Origin of the sequence: Providencia sp. PROV003 (assembly GCF_045040775.1) — a bacterium.
Classification (GTDB): domain Bacteria; phylum Pseudomonadota; class Gammaproteobacteria; order Enterobacterales; family Enterobacteriaceae; genus Providencia; species Providencia huashanensis.
Genome location: NZ_CP096369.1, coordinates 1,013,274 through 1,031,412 on the forward strand (window position 1 = coordinate 1,013,274; position 18,139 = coordinate 1,031,412).

General features: G+C 41.9%; 12 protein-coding genes and 1 pseudogene. 10 read left to right on the forward strand and 3 right to left on the reverse strand.

Annotation, left to right across the window (positions count from 1 at the left end; translation table 11 throughout):
* Entirely contained in the window at positions 1-1,575 is a 1,575-nt protein-coding gene (gene ilvA / locus M1F14_RS04585; protein WP_042845906.1) for a threonine ammonia-lyase, biosynthetic, read from the forward strand.
* Here ilvA and ilvY read toward each other — a convergent pair.
* Positions 1,567-2,463 (reverse strand): HTH-type transcriptional activator IlvY, encoded by an 897-nt coding sequence (gene ilvY / locus M1F14_RS04590; protein WP_042845904.1) that lies wholly within the window; start codon positions 2,461-2,463, stop codon positions 1,567-1,569. The two genes, ilvA and ilvY, sit on opposite strands and share 9 nt — an antisense overlap.
* Before the next feature lie 174 nt (positions 2,464-2,637).
* On the opposite strand from ilvY, the gene ilvC reads away from it, so the two are divergent.
* A complete protein-coding gene (gene ilvC, locus M1F14_RS04595) occupies positions 2,638-4,110 on the forward strand; it encodes a ketol-acid reductoisomerase (protein ID WP_129466659.1) in 1,473 nt (490 codons plus the stop codon).
* Positions 4,111-4,479: 369 nt separating this feature from the next.
* Positions 4,480-6,513: a DNA helicase Rep gene (gene rep / locus M1F14_RS04600; protein ID WP_042845901.1), complete on the forward strand. Its 2,034-nt coding sequence runs from the start codon at positions 4,480-4,482 to the stop codon at positions 6,511-6,513.
* Positions 6,514-6,554: 41 nt separating this feature from the next.
* Here rep and gppA read toward each other — a convergent pair whose 3' ends face one another.
* Together gppA and rhlB are read right to left on the reverse strand one after the other, a co-directional pair.
* Positions 6,555-8,057 (reverse strand): guanosine-5'-triphosphate,3'-diphosphate diphosphatase, encoded by a 1,503-nt coding sequence (gene gppA, locus M1F14_RS04605; RefSeq protein ID WP_129466658.1) that lies wholly within the window; start codon positions 8,055-8,057, stop codon positions 6,555-6,557.
* Between the two features lie 11 nt (positions 8,058-8,068).
* Positions 8,069-9,355 (reverse strand): ATP-dependent RNA helicase RhlB, encoded by a 1,287-nt coding sequence (gene rhlB / locus M1F14_RS04610; protein ID WP_042845897.1) that lies wholly within the window; start codon positions 9,353-9,355, stop codon positions 8,069-8,071.
* 117 nt (positions 9,356-9,472) lie between these two features.
* Here rhlB and trxA point away from each other — a divergent pair, with 117 nt between their 5' ends.
* The 7 genes and pseudogenes from trxA to rffG all read left to right on the forward strand — a co-directional run bounded on the left by trxA (position 9,473) and on the right by rffG (position 18,136).
* Complete coding sequence (gene trxA / locus M1F14_RS04615; RefSeq protein ID WP_042845895.1) at positions 9,473-9,799, forward strand: thioredoxin TrxA; 327 nt, start codon at positions 9,473-9,475, stop codon at positions 9,797-9,799.
* Between the two features lie 722 nt (positions 9,800-10,521).
* On the forward strand, positions 10,522-11,781 hold the full coding sequence (rho, locus tag M1F14_RS04620) for a transcription termination factor Rho (protein ID WP_042845893.1): 1,260 nt from the start codon (positions 10,522-10,524) through the stop codon (positions 11,779-11,781).
* Positions 11,782-12,409: 628 nt separating this feature from the next.
* Complete coding sequence (gene wecA, locus M1F14_RS04625; protein WP_181468832.1) at positions 12,410-13,495, forward strand: UDP-N-acetylglucosamine--undecaprenyl-phosphate N-acetylglucosaminephosphotransferase; 1,086 nt, start codon at positions 12,410-12,412, stop codon at positions 13,493-13,495.
* Positions 13,496-13,524: 29 nt separating this feature from the next.
* On the forward strand, positions 13,525-14,583 hold the full coding sequence (gene wzzE, locus M1F14_RS04630; RefSeq protein WP_042845890.1) for an ECA polysaccharide chain length modulation protein: 1,059 nt from the start codon (positions 13,525-13,527) through the stop codon (positions 14,581-14,583).
* A 98-nt stretch (positions 14,584-14,681) separates the two neighbouring features.
* Positions 14,682-15,812, forward strand: a complete 1,131-nt coding sequence (gene wecB / locus M1F14_RS04635; protein WP_048605856.1) for a non-hydrolyzing UDP-N-acetylglucosamine 2-epimerase — start codon at positions 14,682-14,684, stop codon at positions 15,810-15,812.
* Positions 15,809-17,072, forward strand: a pseudogene (gene wecC, locus M1F14_RS04640) (UDP-N-acetyl-D-mannosamine dehydrogenase). The gene wecB and the pseudogene wecC overlap by 4 nt, the downstream one beginning before the upstream one ends.
* A complete protein-coding gene (gene rffG, locus M1F14_RS04645; RefSeq protein ID WP_042845886.1) occupies positions 17,069-18,136 on the forward strand; it encodes a dTDP-glucose 4,6-dehydratase in 1,068 nt (355 codons plus the stop codon). Before wecC ends, rffG begins: the two are co-directional and overlap by 4 nt.
* The last annotated feature ends 3 nt before the right edge of the window (positions 18,137-18,139 follow it).

Consider the following 18,139-nt stretch of genomic DNA (forward strand, 5'->3'; position numbering starts at 1 on the left):
GTGGCTGCAGCAAAACCCTTACCCGCAACTCCAACTGGAGCGGATTACTTAAAAGCGGCGCTAAGTGCGCCGGTTTATGAAGCTGCGCAAGTTACGCCTCTTCAGCAAATGGATAAAATATCTTCGCGTTTAGGTAATACAATTTTAGTGAAACGTGAAGATAGACAACCCGTGCATAGCTTTAAGCTACGTGGTGCGTATGCCATGATCGCTAGCCTAACAGAAGAACAAAAAGCTAAAGGGGTAGTGACTGCTTCAGCAGGAAACCACGCCCAAGGTGTTGCATTATCAGCAAACCGTGTTGGTGTAAAAGCAAAAATTGTTATGCCTGTGGCAACGGCAGATATCAAAGTTGATGCAGTGCGCAGTTTTGGCGGTGAGGCTATTTTGCACGGTGCTAATTTTGATGAAGCCAAAGCTAAAGCTATTGCGATGGCGCAAGAAGAGGGTTATACCTTCGTCCCGCCTTTTGACCACCCTTCTGTGATTGCAGGCCAAGCGACCATTGCTCTGGAATTATTACAACAAGACGCGCACTTAGACCGTATTTTTATTCCTGTCGGTGGTGGTGGTTTGATTGCTGGTGTTGCTGTTTTAATCAAACAGTTGATGCCAGAAATTAAAATTATTGGTGTTGAATCGGAAGATGCTGCTTGCTTAAAAGCGGCATTGGAAGCTGGTCATCCTGTTGATTTACCTCGCGTTGGGTTATTCGCTGAGGGAGTTGCAGTAAAGCGTATTGGTGATGAAACTTTTAGGCTGTGCCAACAATATGTTGATGACGTCATAACTGTTGATAGTGATTCTATTTGCGCAGCCCTTAAAGATATTTTCGAAGATGTCCGCGCAATCGCAGAGCCTTCAGGCGCATTGGCTTTAGCTGGGTTGAAAAAGTATGTTCAGCAGCACAATATCAAAGGTGAGCGATTAGCGCATATTCTTTCTGGCGCGAATATGAATTTCCATGGCCTTCGTTATGTTTCTGAACGCTGCGAAATTGGTGAGCAACGCGAAGCCTTGTTAGCGGTGACTATCCCTGAGCAAAAAGGCAGTTTTTTACGTTTTTGTCAGTTACTCGGCCATCGGTCAATTACTGAGTTTAATTATCGCTATACGGATGCCGACCCAGAACGTGCTTGTATCTTCGTTGGGGTGCGTTTAAGCGGCCGTGAAGGGGAACGTGGTGAGATTATCCAAGAACTCAGAAATAATGGTTATGAAGTCGATGACTTATCTGATGATGAAATGGCAAAACTACACGTACGCTACATGATTGGTGGTCGTCCTTCTAAGCCACTAGATGAACGCTTATACAGTTTTGAGTTCCCTGAGTCTCCGGGGGCATTATTGAAGTTCTTAGAAACACTCGGAACATATTGGAACATAACGCTATTTCATTATCGTAGCCATGGTACGGACTACGGGCGTGTACTTGCCGCATTCGAACTTTCTGGGCCAGAAGTGCGCTTTGACCGGCACCTTGATGCGCTAGGTTATGAATATCATGATGAAACTGGAAATCCGTCTTTCCGCTTTTTCCTAGCGCCACAAGATAACCAAAAAGTTTTAGATTGATTGGTCTGGGAGCAGTTCCCAAAAGGCTTTAATCAATGGCTCGCTAAGGCGTTTGCTTAATAAACAGACGCCGAGCTCGAATGGTTCGACCATCGAGATATTATCGAGCTGTGAAATACGGCTACGGACTGGTTCAGGGCTGTTGTCGACAACCACACTGGGGATTAGGGCGATACCACAACCGAGAGCCACCATTGACACTATTGCTTCATGGCCAGAGACAGTTGCATAAATAACTGGGTTGTTTATGTTGTGGCGACGAAACCAGAGTTCAATACGTTTACGAGATGGCCCATGCTCGGGCAAGATAAACGGTACTGTTGACCAATCAGGTTCGGCTTCGGTTACCATCGTTCGTACGGCACATGGCAGTGATGGCGCAATCAATACCAGTGGGATTTCACCAATTTTAGTGAATCGGACGTTGTCAGGTAAGCGCTCTGGTTTCCCTGCAATACCAAGGTCGGCTTCATTTGTTTCGACCTTTTCGACTGCATCAGCGGCATCACCTGTTGTGAGTTTTATTTCCACTAGAGGGTGCAATGCTCGGAATTTATCGAGCACTTGAGGTAAGTGGCTATAAGCCGCGGTAACAGAACAAAATAGACGTAGTTCTCCACTCAGCGAGGGGCTTTGTTGGTTAAGGGCATGTCGAAGTTGTTGGTATTGCAATAATGTTTGTTGAGCAAACTGTTTCAGGTGCTCACCAGCCTGAGTTAGTTTTACGGAACGGTTATCCCTTACAAATAATGGATGGCCAAGCTGCTCTTCTAGGCGCTGTATTTGCCTAGAGAGAGTTGATGGGCTGACATGCATCGCTTTAGAGGTGCGCCCGAAATGTAAGCTCTCCGCCAAATGTAAAAATAGCTTTAAATCACGGATATCCATTTTGCCCTCGATGAAGTAATTAATGGTGTTGCAAATATCGCAACATTGTATTGTTAATATATCAATTTAAGCAATGCAAAACATCGCATATAGTAAATCCATAACCGCTCAAAATGAGCGACAGGCAAATAATTGCCTGACATAACGAACACAACAGAACAATGGAGTATGACAATGGCGAATTATTTTAATACATTGAATTTGCGTGAGCAGTTGGCTCAATTAGGCAAGTGTCGCTTTATGAAGCGCGAAGAATTTGCAGACGAAGCAGGTTATCTGAAAGGTAAAAAAATCGTCATCGTCGGTTGTGGTGCTCAAGGTCTGAACCAAGGCCTGAATATGCGTGATTCTGGTTTAGATATTGCTTATGCATTGCGCGCTGAAGCGATCAGTGAAAAGCGTGCTTCATGGCGTAAAGCAACGGAAAACGGCTTTAAAGTTGGGACTTATGAAGAACTTATCCCAACAGCAGATTTAGTTATTAACTTAACGCCAGACAAACAGCACTCTACTGTTGTTCGTGCTGTTCAGCCTATGATGAAACAAGGTGCGGCTCTGGGCTACTCTCACGGCTTTAACATTGTTGAAGTAGGTGAAGAGATCCGTAAAGATATTACTGTTGTGATGGTTGCTCCAAAATGCCCAGGTACAGAAGTTCGCGAAGAATACAAGCGTGGTTTCGGTGTTCCGACATTGATCGCTGTTCACCCAGAGAATGACCCTAAAGGTGAAGGTATGGCCATTGCTAAAGCATGGGCGGCAGCAACAGGTGGTCATCGTGCAGGGGTACTGGAATCTTCATTTGTTGCCGAAGTTAAATCTGACCTGATGGGCGAACAAACTATCCTGTGTGGTATGTTGCAAGCCGGTGCGTTATTAAGTTATGACAAAATGGTTGCAGATGGCGTAGAGCCGGGTTATGCAGGTAAATTGATTCAATTTGGTTGGGAAACTATCACTGAAGCGCTGAAGCAAGGTGGTATCACGTTGATGATGGACCGTTTATCGAATCCAGCAAAAGTACGTGCGTATGCATTATCTGAGCAATTGAAAACCATTATGGCGCCATTGTTCCAAAAGCATATGGATGACATTATTTCAGGTAAATTCTCATCAGATATGATGGCAGACTGGGCAAATGATGATAAAAACTTGCTGACATGGCGTGAAGAGACCGGCAAAACACCATTTGAAAACTACCCTGAGTATGAAGGTAAAATTGCTGAGCAAGAATATTTTGACCATGGAGTTCTGTTAGTCGCGATGGTTAAAGCAGGCGTTGAGTTAGCATTTGATACGATGTTAGAAGCAGGTATCTATGAAGAATCAGCCTATTATGAGTCGCTGCATGAGTTGCCGTTGATTGCCAATACTATCGCACGTAAGCGTCTGTATGAAATGAACGTTGTTATTTCAGATACTGCAGAGTACGGTAACTATTTATTCTCATTTGCGGTTGTTCCAATGCTAAAAGATTTTATGACTAAATTGCAAGCAGGGGATTTAGCAAAACCAGTTGCTGATAATGGAACTGATAACGCGCAGTTACGTGATATCAATGAAGCAATCCGTAATCATCCTATTGAGAAAATCGGTAAGACATTACGTGGTTATATGACGGATATGAAGAAGATTGCGGTCGGCTAACTCATTTTTCGTTACTCTTCGCGTGATAGGCGCGTTGGCTTCACTCGGTTACCCAAGTCACATACTTAATATATGCTCCTTGGGATAACCTAATTTTTCGTCACTCTTCGCGTGATAGGTGCGTTGGCAGCACTCGGTTACCCAAGTCACATACTAATGTATGCTCCTTGGGCTAACCTCCTTTGCCGCCTTCCTCTAACACGAATAGTTTAGAAAAATGCATTATTGATATAACCACATTGTTCTAGTGAATAGTGTGGTTTTTTTGTTTTTTATAAATAGACGGGATCGTTGCTCAAGAGTTGGTTGGGTTTCTGCTACAATCTGTAGCGAGTTCCATTTTGAATAACTAGGTGATGTAGAAAAACCATGCGATTAAACCCAGGCCAGCAACAGGCAGTTGAATTTGTCGATGGCCCTTGCCTTGTATTGGCAGGGGCAGGATCAGGCAAAACACGTGTTATTACGAATAAAATTGCGCATTTAATTCGCCAGTGTGGCTATCAACCTCGGCAAATTGCAGCGGTGACTTTTACCAATAAAGCGGCTCGCGAAATGAAAGAGCGTGTTGCTCAAACATTAGGGAAAAAAGAAGCCCGTGGTTTGATCATTTCTACCTTTCATACATTAGGACTAGAAATTATTAAACGTGAATATAAGGCATTGGGTATTAAAGCCAATTTTTCATTGTTTGATGACCAAGACCAGCTAGCACTACTTAAAGAGCTGACTTTTGATTTGCTTGAAGAAGATAAGGATCTTTTACAACAGCTGATCTCTTCGATCTCTAATTGGAAAAATGATCTTCTTTCACCAGAAAAGGTGGTGGGGCAGGCTCGTAGTGAGAAAGAGCATCATTTTGCCGAGTGTTATCGCCGCTATGAGTTACATTTAAAAAGCTGTAATGTGCTGGATTTTGATGACCTTATCAGCAAACCCACTTTGTTGTTATATCATAATGAAGAAGTGCGTGAACGCTGGCAGCAAAAAATCCGTTACTTGCTGGTGGATGAGTATCAAGATACCAATACGAGTCAATATCAACTTGTTAAATTACTCGTAGGAAAACGAGCAAGGTTTACCGTTGTGGGGGATGATGACCAATCAATCTACTCATGGCGTGGTGCTCGCCCACAAAACCTTGTTTTACTTAGCCAAGATTTCCCTAAGTTGAATGTCATTAAACTTGAGCAAAATTACCGTTCTTCAGAGCGAATTTTGAAAGCTGCGAATATTTTAATTGCGAATAACCCCCATGTGTTTGAGAAAAAGTTATTCTCTGAATTAGGATATGGCGCACCATTAAAAGTCTTAACTGCCAATAATGAAGACCATGAAGCGGAAAAAGTTATTGGGGAACTGATTGCTCATCATTTTATCAATAAAACAGAATATAAAGATTACGCTATTTTGTATCGTGGTAATCACCAATCACGTATTTTCGAAAAAATGTTGATGCAAAACCGCATCCCATATCGTATTTCCGGCGGGACATCATTCTTTTCACGCCCTGAAATCAAAGACTTATTAGCTTATTTGCGAGTACTAACTAACCCTGAGGATGATAGTGCATTTTTACGTATAGTGAATACACCGCGTCGGGAGATTGGCCCCAAGACAATTCAAAAACTAGGCGAATGGGCGAACCAACGAGGTAAAAGCTTATATCAAGCTAGCTTTGATTTGGGGCTAGAGCAAACACTAAAAGGTAAAGGCTTAGAAGCATTACAACGATTTACACATTGGATGGATGGAATTGTACAAACTTCGCAAAGAGAGCCTTTGATTGCTGTACGTGATTTATTGCGAGAAATGGATTACGAAAGCTGGTTATATGAAACATCCACGAGTACTAAAGCGGCTGAAATGCGAATGAAAAACGTCAACCAATTGTTCACATGGATGAGTGAAATGGTTGAAGGCGATGAACTTAATGACCCAATGACTTTGAGCCAAGTGGTAACACGTTTTACGCTACGTGACATGATGGAGCGTGGAGAAGACGATGAAGAATCCGATCAAGTTCAGCTTATGACATTGCATGCATCTAAAGGTCTTGAATTTCCATATGTTTTTCTTGTTGGTATGGAAGAGGGGTTACTGCCACATCAAAGTAGTATCGATGAAAATAATATTGATGAAGAGCGCCGTTTGGCTTATGTAGGGATCACTCGAGCACAAAAAGAGCTGTTTTTTTCTCATTGTCGTGAGCGTCGGCAATATGGCGAATTAATCCGCCCTGAACTGAGCCGATTTTTACTTGAGTTACCTCAGGATGATGTATTGTGGGAGCAGGAACGCAAAGTGGTTAGTGCGCAGGAGCGTATGCAAAAAGGGCAATCGGCATTAGCAGATATTAAAGCGCGCTTAGGGTTAAATAAGAAAACAGAGAATAACAATTAATTAGGTTCCACACTAGGTTTCCCCTAGTGTGGAAAGAACTCTCAATTTGAACTATTACGTTCTTCTAGCTCTAATAGCCAATTTACATAACCTTGCCATTGGACTTCTTGCTGTAAATTTTCTGCGCGCAAAGGGTGCTCTGCTAACCAACGATAAGGCAGCATAATTGTTAACCCATTAGCATCCGTATTGAGTCTCAAAGCTGGTAATGTATCATCACGTCTACGGCTAGAAAAAATAATGGCTAGCCGCAGTAAACGGCATAAATAGTATGCCTGCTGTATGGGTAATGCATTTTGTTGGCTCAAAGATGCTAAGTCGACAGGGCCTTGTTGGTTTCTTAATAGTGCTGCGAGTAACCGTTTTTGCGCAGGGGTAAAACCGGGCAAATCAAGGTGTGTTATTAGATAGCTGGCGTGTTCAGGGCTTTTACGGAAATCAACGCTGAGGCCTATTTCGTGTAAAGCACAAGCACTTGATAATAAATCACGACAACGAGTATCTAACCCCCAATTTTTTGCCACTTGTAGGAAAAAGTACTCCGCAAGTTGACGAACTCGACTCGCTTGCTCAATGTCAACTTGGAAGCGGCGTTGAATATTACGAACAGTACGGGCTCGAATATCTTGCTCGATAGGTAATTGCAACATACCGTAGACGAGCCCTTCTCGAAGAGCGCCCCCAGCTAGTGTCATGTTATCAATCCCCAAAGCTTCGAAAATTGCGATTAGAATCGATAATCCACTTGGAAAAACAAGGGCTCGCTCAAAGGTTAAACCCTCAATTTCAAGTTCTTCAAGTTTTTGGCATTGAATTGCTTTACGCTTAAGCTGTTGTAACTTTGAGAGGGTGATTAATTCATCCATGCCTTGAGCAATCATAATTTCTTGAATTGCTTGGACTGTTCCTGATGCTCCAACACAAATTTTCCATCCATGGGTTTTTAAGGCGTCAGCAATTGGGGCGATGACTTCTTGTGCAGCGGTTTGGGCTGCAGAAAAATTTTCTTCTGTTAAACTTCGGTCGCTAAAATAGCGTTCAAGCCAAGTAACACAGCCCATTTCAAGGCTATAAAGTTGCTCCGCTTTAGCTCCAGTCCCTGTGACTAGCTCAGTGCTGCCCCCGCCAATATCAACGACTAAACGTTGATCAGGGCCGCCTGTCGTATGTGCGACACCTTGGTAAATTAGGCGAGCTTCTTCTTCTCCTTGAATAACTTTAACGGGGTTTCCTAGGATATTACTGGCTTTCTCGATAAATAGGTCAGCATTTTTAGCTAAGCGTAATGTCGCTGTGGCGACGACTCGAATTTGCGTGTTCGGAATATCTTGTAGGTGTTCCGAAAATAGGCGCAGACACTGCCAGCCTCGTTCCATCGCTTGTTCAGAAAGAAGGTTGTTTTTATCTAACCCAGCCGCAAGCCGAACTTTGCGTTTAACCCTAGAAATAACCTGAATGCTGCCAGCAGTTTCGCGCACTACTAGCATATGAAAACTGTTTGAACCCAAATCGATGGCAGCATAAAGAGAAGAAGATTTCAGCATATCGTTTTTACTCAGCCTGGACGTTTATGGTTATTACGTGGGCCATTGTGGCGACGCGGCGAATTTGAATTGCGGCGAGGGCCCCCAGGGCGAGGACGATGACGGCGTTTTGGTGCCGGTAAATCATCCAATAGTGCTTCGCTATTATATTTACTCACAGGGATTGAGTGTTGAATATACTCTTCGATAGCTGGTAAGTTGAGTGCATATTCTTCACACGCGAGGCTGATTGAGCAACCACTTTCGCCAGCACGGCCAGTACGACCAATTCGGTGAACATAATCTTCACAATCGTCAGGTAAATCATAGTTAAAAACATGAGTTACAGATGGAATATGTAAACCCCGAGCAGCCACATCAGTTGCGACGAGAATATCAAGGCTACCTTGTGTGAATTGCTCTAAAATACGTAGGCGTTTTTTCTGTGCGACATCCCCAGTAAGTAGCCCCACTCGGTGACCATCTGCAGCTAAATGAGCCCAAATATCATCACAACGATGCTTTGTATTAGCGAAAATGATACAACGTTCCGGCCATTCCTCTTCAAGTAAGGTTTGGAGTAAACGCATTTTTTCTTCATTAGAAGGGTAAAATAACTCTTCTTTGATACGATGACCTGTTTTTTGCAAAGGTTCTACCTCAACATATTCAGGGTTATTCATTTGTTCAAATGCTAATTCTTTGACGCGGTAAGATAGTGTTGCGGAGAACAGCAGGTTAAGCCTTTCTGTTGCAGCCGGAATACGGCGAAATAGCCAACGAATATCTTTAATAAACCCAAGGTCATACATGCGATCAGCTTCATCGAGAACAATGACTTGGATTGCGCTTAAATCGACGTAGTTTTGTTTGGCATAGTCGATAAGACGACCCGTTGTGCCAATTAAAATATCGACGCCATTTTGTAGAACTTTTAATTGTTCATCATAACCATCACCACCATAGGCTAGGCCCATTTTCAGGCCAGTATATTCAGCAAGCTCTTTAGCATCTGAGTATATCTGTACTGCCAGTTCACGAGTTGGTGCCATAATTAGCGCGCGAGGCTGGTTAGTTTTTTTCCCCTCAATAGCGGGATGAGTTAATAAATAATGAAATGTAGACGTTAAAAATGCTAACGTTTTACCTGTACCAGTTTGCGCTTGACCCGCTACGTCTTTGCCTTCGACAGTAAAAGGCAAAGTGGACGCCTGAATTGGCGTGCAATAATCGAAGCCTTTTTTATTAAGAGCTTCAATGACTTTAGGGTGCAATGCGAAGTCGGAAAACTTCTTTTCTGTCAAGTGTGCTTTACTCATAGTATGTTAGAATATCAGTTAACGGTTGGTTTACGAAAGTGTATCTTTTGAAATAAAGCATACTGCTGCCAATAATGTTACACTAAGTCTGCAAAAGATGAATTTTTGGAGTACAACATGAGCGATAAAATTATACATATAACTGATGCAAGTTTTGCAACTGAAGTTTTGAACGCAAGTTCACCTGTTCTCGTCGATTTCTGGGCAGCATGGTGTGGTCCTTGTAAAATGATCGCGCCTATTCTTGATGAAATTGCTGATGAATATACAGGCAAATTGACCATCGCAAAACTGAATATTGATGAAAACCCGGCTACCGCCCCAAAATATGGAATTCGTGGTATCCCGACACTTCTTTTATTCAAAAATGGTGAAGTTGCTGCAACCAAAGTGGGCGCATTATCAAAAACGCAACTGAAAGAATTTCTAGACGGAAATCTGTAAGTTATCGTTATATACAAGCCAAAACGTTTAGCGGTATATCTATTTTATCTAGAGAGCCGCTAGACGTCTTCACTTAAGCATGATAAGTTATCATTATTCCTCGTATAGCACCCATATGAATTACTTTGTATTCCATTGCTCTTATCTTATATATCTAGTTTGTTAGTTCTGTATTGTGATAATTGTTTCGTAATGATTGTTAATGATCAAAAACTGATGACACAATGATTTTAAATATGAAAATTGAGAATTTAGACGTTGAGTTCAAGCTACTGCTGCATTCAATATCATTTATTCCAATGTGTTTTTCATCTTAGTTAAAGATAGTGCATAAGCTACAGTAATGTAATCTAATGTTATTAGATCTTAGGGGATAGTAACAAACTGGGAAAAGTTAACGTTCAGTTCAAATGTGTTATTTAATGCGGTTCTGGCGTTAAATTTGCGATATTGGGATAGATGTTGTCCTAAATGTACAAAAAACTATTGCTAATGTTGTGTGTGTTTCTAATAATATACCGAACATCTTTCAGGTGAATCGTAGTCACATGTTAGAAAAATCATTAGTAATGACTAGCAAAAATTTTTATGCATTGTTGTGAGCGTATGATGAATCCGTTACCAACAGGGCTGTATAAAGTTAAACTGGCACTTAGTTATTAAGTTGCCGTCAATTTACGTTCATAGTTCGAGAATTACCCCGAGTTAAAGAACCCACCATTATGAATCTTACCGAATTAAAAAATACGCCAGTATCAGAATTGATTACGTTAGGCGAAAACATGGGGCTAGAGAACTTAGCCCGTATGAGAAAGCAGGATATTATTTTCTCTATTTTGAAGCAGCATGCAAAAAGTGGAGAAGATATTTTCGGCGACGGCGTACTGGAAATATTGCAGGATGGATTTGGTTTCCTCCGTTCAGCTGATAGTTCTTACCTCGCAGGTCCTGATGATATCTACGTTTCTCCTAGCCAAATCCGCCGTTTTAACCTACGTACAGGTGACACAATTTCAGGAAAAATTCGTCCTCCTAAAGAAGGTGAACGCTATTTTGCCCTCCTGAAAGTCAACGAAGTTAACTTCGACAAACCTGAAAATGCCCGCAGTAAAATCCTTTTTGAAAACTTAACACCATTACATGCCAATAGTCGTCTGCGTATGGAACGCGGTAACGGTTCTACGGAAGATTTAACTGCGCGTGTACTGGATTTAGCTGCACCAATCGGTCGTGGGCAACGTGGTTTGATCGTGGCTCCACCTAAAGCAGGTAAAACAATGTTACTGCAAAATATTGCAGCAAACATTGCACATAACCACCCTGATTGCGTTCTGATGGTACTGCTTATTGATGAGCGTCCAGAGGAAGTGACAGAGATGCAGCGTTTAGTTAAAGGTGAAGTTATTGCTTCGACTTTTGATGAGCCAGCTGCACGTCACGTTCAAGTTGCTGAAATGGTGATTGAAAAAGCTAAACGTCTGGTTGAACATAAAAAAGACGTTATTATCTTACTTGATTCCATTACGCGTCTTGCTCGTGCATATAACACCGTCGTTCCTTCATCCGGTAAAGTATTAACCGGTGGGGTTGATGCCAACGCATTACATCGCCCAAAACGCTTTTTTGGTGCTGCTCGTAACGTTGAGGAAGGTGGAAGCCTAACAATCATTGCGACTGCGTTAGTCGATACCGGCTCTAAAATGGATGAAGTTATCTATGAAGAGTTTAAAGGTACAGGTAACATGGAATTGCATCTTTCTCGTAAGATTGCAGAAAAACGTGTATTCCCTGCTATCGATTACAACCGCTCTGGTACCCGTAAAGAAGAGTTGCTGACGTCGCAAGATGAGCTACAAAAAATGTGGATCTTACGTAAGATTATTCATCCTATGGGTGAAATCGATGCGATGGAGTTCCTCATTAGTAAACTCGCAATGACTAAAACAAATGAAGAGTTTTTTGACTTCATGAAAAGAGCATAGCAGCTAAGATTTTCAAATCTTATAAATAGGTGCCATTATTGGCACCTATTTTTTTGCACCCATATCTTTGCTGAATACAAAAAATGAAGTTATAAAATAAGCTATAAATGATATTTATTGTTGTATGGTGTTAGTTTAGATAAATTAACCCTATGTTTTATTTCTTTATTTACACGCTGTATTAGTTAAACAAGTGTATATTCTCTACGCTACAATAATTAAAGACATACAAAACAATGGGTTTCTTTTAGTTCATTGAATTTAAAGAAATTAATTGGTTTTATATATTTTTGTGATTGAAATTAAATTTATTTAGGGCGTTTTATTATTTAATCTTTAAATGATTATTTAATGGTCAATTGATTAACTCTATTTTAGCGTATTGATTTTATGGCATGCATATTGCAGCTATAAAGTATAAACTTGGAAATGTTTCGTTATCGAATTAAAAACACACGTGTAGTGTGTATATTGATAATGTTATAGGAGTCTTTGTACGAATGAAGATTCGTCTTATAGCGGATTTTATTGCCAAGATGATAATGCATTGGCGCTTGCTTACTTATCGGCATTCACCAAAAAAAATTTAGTTTTGAAAGTTAAATATAAAGATTAAGAGAGTCGAACAGTGGACACCATACACTTTGTAACCAACCTCTTCTACGTTTTCTTGTTTTCGTTAGCCTTTATTTTTCTGGCCCGAGTTGTTGCGATAAAAATCGGGTTAGTTGATAAGCCTAACTTCAGGAAAAAGCACGTAGGATTAGTTCCTCTTGTTGGGGGAATTTCCGTTTTCTTTGGGATCTGTTTTGCGTTTTATATAACTGAAGAGTATATACCCCATAAATGGCTGTATATCAGTTGTGCAGGTTTATTGGTCTTTATCGGTGCGCTAGATGATAGGTTTGATATTAGTGTAAAATTAAGGGCAGGGATCCAAGCAATTGTTGCGGTTGTTATGATGACAGCAGCAGGGCTAAAACTTGAATCATTAGGCCATGCATTTGGGCCATGGGAACTCGTTCTTGGTCCATTTGGTTATATTGTCACTCTCTTTGCCGTATGGGCTGCAATCAATGCATTTAACATGGTTGATGGTATTGATGGGTTACTTGGGGGGGTATCTTCGGTTTCCTTTGGGGCACTCGGCTTTTTACTTTATCAAAATGGTAATTTTGCATTAGCCTTTTGGTATTTTGCCTTTATTGCAGCTATCCTTCCTTATATTCTGTTAAATTTAGGCGTGTTAGGGCGTCGTTTTAAAGTATTTATGGGGGATGCAGGAAGTACTTTGATCGGTTTCACCATTATTTGGATCTTAGTCGCTTCAACTCAGGAAGAAGTTCACCCTATTAACCCAGTAACAGCTTTATGGATTATTGCGATCCCATTAATGGATATGGTTGCCATTATGTATCGCCGAATTCGTAAAGGTATGAGTCCATTCTCACCAGACCGCCAACATATTCATCATTTGATTATGCGTTCCGGTTTCACGCCAAAAGGTGCATTTGTATTGATTACTTTATCTGCAGCTATCTTGGCATGTATCGGAATTATTGGCGAAAGGTTAACATTTGTACCAGAGTGGGTAATGTTGGCATTATTTTTGCTTGTATTTATGATGTATGGTTATTGCATCAAACGAGCTTGGAAAGTCGCCCGTTTTATTAAACGAGTTAGACGTAGAGTCCGTCGAGGTGCAGTACGGTAACGACAAAACGAAAATAGAGGTTCTGTGCAGTGAATAACTCAGAAACACAACCGAGTCAGCATCAAACACCAATAGAGCCGGAATTGGATATCCGTGGTTTATGCCGCTCATTGTGGCAAGGCAAAATTTGGATCATTGCATTTGCAGTTATTTTTGCTGCAATTGCATTGGGAGCATCTTATTTTATGCAACCCAAGTGGAGCGCAACCGCAATCACGGATTTACCAACTGTAAATAATCTGGGAAGCTATTACTCTCAGCAGCAATTTCTGCGCAACCTCGATTCCCGTATAAATAATACCGGGCAAGAAGGGCAATTACCGACGATCGCAAAAGAAGCGTACCAAGAGTTTACAAAACAACTTGGTTCTTATGATACACGCCGTCAATTTTGGTTGAGTACTGATTACTATAAGCAACGCTTGGAAAATGACCCAAAAGCGGATGCTGCATTATTGGATGAACTCATCAATAATATTGAATTTACTCCCGCCGATGAAATCAAAAACCTAACAGATAGTATTAAGTTAGTGGCTGAAACATCAGCAGATGCGAATCAATTATTGCGCCAGTACACTCAGTTTGCGAATCAACGCGCAACAACGAACCTGAACGATGAAATTAAAGGTACTTGGGCAACTAAAATGCAATCCATGAAAGCCTTAGTTAAGCGTGAAGATATGGTTGCCAACGCGGCTTATGAAAGACGTCTGAATGTCTTAGAACAAGCACTTAAAGTCGCGGAAAAACAAGGTATTGTGCGTAATCAAAGTACAACACCAGTGGATGAACTCCCTGACTCTAAAATGTTCATGTTAGGTGCCCCATTATTACAGGCACAAATTGAAACATTGAAAGCTACAGGTCCTGATCATGATACCGATTATGATCAAAATATTGCCATGTTATCAACATTGAGCGTAGGACCAACTCTCCAAGATAATTTCCAAGCATATCGCTACCTGCGGACTCCTGAAGACCCCGTAAAACGCGATAGTCCTCGTCGAGCCTTTATGATGGTTCTTTGGGGAGCCATAGGGTTGTTAGTTGGTGCCGGAGTGGTACTTGCTCGCCGTCGCCCATCTTGATTTTGGGATATGCCACTGATGTTTTCATCAGTGGCATTATGAAGTCATTAAGATTACAAAAGCAGCACACTGCGAAAGATAAATATAAGAGAGTCACTGTGAAAGTATTGACTGTATTCGGCACACGGCCTGAAGCTATTAAAATGGCACCGTTGGTTCATGCACTTGCTGCGGATGAATTTTTTGAAGCAAAAGTATGTGTCACCGCTCAGCATCGTGAAATGCTAGATCAAGTACTGAAACTGTTTGAGATCACTCCCGATTATGATCTCAATATTATGAAACCTGGGCAAGATTTAACCGATATTACATGCCGTATTCTCGAGGGGTTAAAAGCTGTCTTTGCTGATTTCCAACCTGATGTTGTCTTGGTTCATGGAGATACAGCAACAACGATGGCGACTAGCCTCGCCGCATTTTATCATCGTATCCCAGTCGGGCATGTTGAAGCTGGGTTACGCACTGGTGATCTTTATTCACCGTGGCCTGAAGAAGCAAACCGTAAAATTGCAGGCCATTTGGCCATGTATCATTTTGCTCCAACTGAAAATTCGCGCCAAAATCTATTAAAAGAGTCAATCCCTGATAGCCATATTTTTGTCACGGGTAATACGGTTATTGATGCACTATTGTGGGTGCGCGATAAAGTGATGAGCGACCAGTATATGATGGAAAAATTGGCAGCTAATTATCCATTTATTGACCCAAACAAAAAAATGATTTTAGTTACAGGCCATCGTCGCGAAAGTTTTGGTGGTGGTTTTGAACGTATTTGCCATGCATTAGCAGAGATTGCCCAAGCACACCCAGATGTCCAAGTTGTTTACCCAGTTCACTTGAACCCTAATGTGGGTGAACCAGTTAAACGTATATTGCATGACATTGATAATATTATTTTAATTAGCCCTCAAGAATATTTACCGTTCGTTTACTTGATGAATCATTCCTATTTGATTTTGACGGATTCTGGCGGTATTCAAGAGGAAGCTCCTTCTCTCGGTAAGCCGGTTTTGGTTATGAGAGACACCACAGAACGCCCTGAAGCAGTTGATGCAGGTACAGTTCGCCTTGTGGGGACAGATACACAAAAAATTGTGGAAGAAGTTAATCGGTTACTGACAGATGACGCGGAATATCATGAAATGAGCCGCGCACATAACCCGTATGGGGATGGTCATGCATGTCAGCGTATTCTTGCAGCATTAAAAGGTAATCAGGTGAAATTATGAGTTTTGAAACTATTTCTGTTATTGGCCTTGGTTATATTGGTTTACCGACAGCAGCAGCCTTTGCATCACGTAAAAAGCAAGTGGTTGGTGTAGATGTTAATCAACACGCCGTTGACACCATTAATCAGGGGAAAATCCACATTGTCGAACCTGAGCTGGATGTTGTGGTGAAAAAAGCCGTTGAAGAAGGTCACCTGAAAGCCTTTACTACACCACAGCCTGCCGATGCTTATCTTATTGCTGTGCCAACACCGTTTTAAAGGTGAGCATGAGCCTGACCTCACTTATGTTAGGGCTGCGGCAGAGTCGGTCGCTCCAGTGCTGAAAAAAGGCGATTTAGTGATCCTTGAGTCGACATCCCCAGTGGGAACGACTGAGCAAATGGCACAATGGATGGCAGAGGCTCGTCCTGATTTAACTTTCCCTCATCAAGCTGGTGAAGAGGCAGATATCGATGTTGCATATTGCCCTGAGCGTGTATTACCGGGGCAAGTCATGGTCGAATTGATTAAAAACGACCGTGTCGTGGGTGGAATGACGCCAAAATCTTCCCTACGAGCCAGTGAGTTGTATAACATTTTCCTTGAAGGTGAATGTGTTATTACCAACTCCAGAACAGCTGAAATGTGTAAACTAACGGAAAATAGCTTCCGTGATGTTAATATCGCTTTTGCAAACGAATTATCATTGATTTGTGCTGAACAAGATATCAATGTGTGGGAACTAATTAGCCTCGCTAATCGCCACCCTCGCGTTAATATTCTTCAGCCGGGACCGGGTGTTGGAGGGCACTGCATCGCAGTTGACCCATGGTTTATCGTATCGCAAAATCCAAAACAATCCCGCTTAATTCATACGGCGCGCTTGGTCAATGATGGCAAGCCTATTTGGGTAGTTGATCAAGTAAAAGCTGCGGTTGCAGATTGTTTAGTGGAAACGGGTAAAAAAGCCAACGAAGTGACGATTGCGTGCTTCGGTTTATCTTTTAAACCGAATATTGATGACTTACGTGAAAGCCCAGCGATGCACATTACTAAAATGGTGGCGAACTGGAACCCGGGTAAAACCTATGCGGTTGAGCCTCATATCCATGAATTACCAACCTCTTTAAAAGGTATTTCTGAATTAGTATCGATTGAACAAGCCGTTAATGAAGCGGATGTGATCCTCATGTTAGTTGATCACAATATGTTTAAAGGTATTCAAGGTTCAGCTATTCCACAAAAATGGGTTGTTGATACAAAAGGAGTGTGGCGTTGAAACGCATATTAATTACTGGGGGCGCAGGGTTTATCGGTTCTGCGGTTGTTCGTCACATCATTGAGAACACTGGCGACAGTGCGGTCGTGGTTGATTGTTTAACTTATGCTGGCAATTTAGAGTCCTTAGCGGCTGTTGCCAGTCACCCCCGCTATGCTTTTGAGCAAGTGAACATTTGTGATAGAACGGCACTAGACAAAGTATTTGAACAATATCAACCAGATGTAGTCATGCATCTGGCTGCTGAAAGCCATGTTGATCGCTCCATTGATGGCCCTGCTGCATTTATTGAAACCAATATAGTAGGGACTTACACACTGTTAGAAGCCGCGCGTTCCTACTGGTCTGCATTGGATGAAGAAAAAAAAGCTGCATTCCGCTTTCATCATATTTCCACTGATGAAGTGTATGGCGATTTAGAAGGCCCAGAAGGGTTCTTCACTGAAACAACACCTTATGCACCAAGTAGCCCATATTCTGCGTCTAAAGCATCGAGTGACCATTTGGTAAGGGCATGGGAAAGGACTTATGGTTTACCAACCATGATCACTAATTGCTCGAATAATTATGGTCCATATCATTTCCCTGAGAAATTGATCCCATTAATTATTCTCAATGCATTAGCGGGCAAGCCATTACCTGTATACGGTAAGGGGGAGCAAATTCGTGATTGGTTATTTGTTGAGGACCATGCGCGTGCATTGCATTTAGTGGCAACAACAGCTGAACCGGGCACCACTTACAATATCGGCGGGCATAATGAGCGCCGTAATATCGAAGTGGTAGAAGCGATTTGTGAGTTATTGGAAGAGCTACAACCACAGAAACCACAAGGCGTTGCTCACTACCGTGATCTCATTACCTATGTGAAAGATAGGCCGGGCCACGATATGCGTTATGCGATTGATGCTGAAAAAATTGAGCGTGAATTGGGGTGGAAGCCCCAAGAAACATTTGAGTCTGGCATTCGCAAAACCGTGCAGTGGTATTTGAATAACGAAACCTGGTGGCGTCGTGTGCAAGATGGTTCCTATGCCGGCGAGCGCTTAGGTCTTGGCAATTAGGTG

Excerpts from the sequence above, each read along its gene's own strand:
- ilvY (WP_042845904.1), bottom strand. The coding sequence starts at position 2,463 with ATGGATATCCGTGATTTAAAGCTATTTTTACATTTGGCGGAGAGCTTA.
- ilvC (WP_129466659.1), top strand. The coding sequence starts at position 2,638 with ATGGCGAATTATTTTAATACATTGAATTTGCGTGAGCAGTTGGCTCAA.
- rep (WP_042845901.1), top strand. The coding sequence starts at position 4,480 with ATGCGATTAAACCCAGGCCAGCAACAGGCAGTTGAATTTGTCGATGGC.
- gppA (WP_129466658.1), bottom strand. The coding sequence starts at position 8,057 with ATGCTGAAATCTTCTTCTCTTTATGCTGCCATCGATTTGGGTTCAAAC.
- rhlB (WP_042845897.1), bottom strand. The coding sequence starts at position 9,355 with ATGAGTAAAGCACACTTGACAGAAAAGAAGTTTTCCGACTTCGCATTG.
- trxA (WP_042845895.1), top strand. The coding sequence starts at position 9,473 with ATGAGCGATAAAATTATACATATAACTGATGCAAGTTTTGCAACTGAA.
- rho (WP_042845893.1), top strand. The coding sequence starts at position 10,522 with ATGAATCTTACCGAATTAAAAAATACGCCAGTATCAGAATTGATTACG.